The sequence below is a fragment of the Mycobacterium sp. TH-M82 genome (genome assembly GCF_057473605.1).
The window spans coordinates 1-1,040 of sequence record NZ_JBYCKY010000333.1; the positions used below are offsets into that span (position 1 = coordinate 1).

2 protein-coding genes are annotated in these 1,040 nt (G+C 65.8%); both read right to left on the reverse strand.

The features are described 5' to 3' along the window. On the reverse strand, nucleotides 1–406 hold a 406-nt coding region (locus AC2VON_RS10415; RefSeq protein ID WP_486952886.1), incomplete at its 3' end, for an aldo/keto reductase. A 1-nt stretch (nucleotide 407) separates the two neighbouring features. Beyond that, nucleotides 408–1,040 (reverse strand): aldo/keto reductase (locus tag AC2VON_RS10420; RefSeq protein ID WP_486952887.1); only part of this gene is annotated, 633 nt, incomplete at its 5' end.

Sequence of the window (1,040 nt, forward strand, 5' to 3'; positions counted from 1 at the left end):
GCCCGGCAAGCTTCGCCTGGATCAGCCCACCGAAGCTGTCGACGTACATGGCCAGCTGCGGGGCCGGCCAGTGGATCAGGTACAGGTCGAGGTAGTCCAGTCCCAGCCGCTCCAGACTGGCGTTGCAGGCCTCCCGCGCGGTGGTGAAACCCTGGTCTGCGGTGGCCAGTTTGGTGGTGACGAACACCTCGGCGCGGGGGATGCCCGAGGCGGCGATCGCCCGGCCGACGGCGGCTTCGTTGCCGTATACCTTGGCGGTGTCGATCAGCCGGCAACCCAGCTCCAGTGCCGTGGACACCGTACGCTCGGTCTGCGCGTCCGACAACTCGGCCACGCCGATGCCCAGCACCGGCATCGTGTTGTCGTCGTTGAGTGTGACGAAAGGAATCGAACCAGTCGCTGTCATCTCACCTGCCGGTGTCGTCGTAGGTGCGTGGGTCGGGACCCAATCGGGTACCGTCGTCGAGCGAGGATATCGCGGTTACCTGATTCGCGCCGAGTTCGAAGTCGAACACCTCGAAGTTGCTTGCGATCCGCTCAGGGTGCACCGATTTGGGGATCACGATATTACCGAGTTGAATATGCCACCGGATCAACACCTGGGCGGCCGTCTTACCGCAGCTCTCGGCGACCGCGGTGACGGTCGGATGGTTCAGCAGCGAGCCCTGCCCGAGCGGTGCCCACGCCTCGGTGGCGATGCCCAGCTGGGCGTGCACCTCTCGCAGTTCGGCCTGGGTGAACCGCGGATGCAGCTCGATCTGGTTGACGGTGGGCACGATGCCGGTCGCGTCGATGAGCACCCGCAGGTGCCCGGGCTCGAAGTTGCTCACCCCGATGGACCGGATCCGGCCCTGATCGCGCAGATAGGAGAAGGCCTGGAAGGTGTCGACGAACGTGCCGCGTGCGGGCAGCGGCCAGTGGATCAGGTACAGGTCGACGTAGTCGACCCCGAGCCGGTCGACGCTGGCGTCGAACGCCGCCAGTGTCGAGTCGTAGCCGTGGTCGGCGTTCCACAGCTTGGTGACCAGGTACACCTGGTC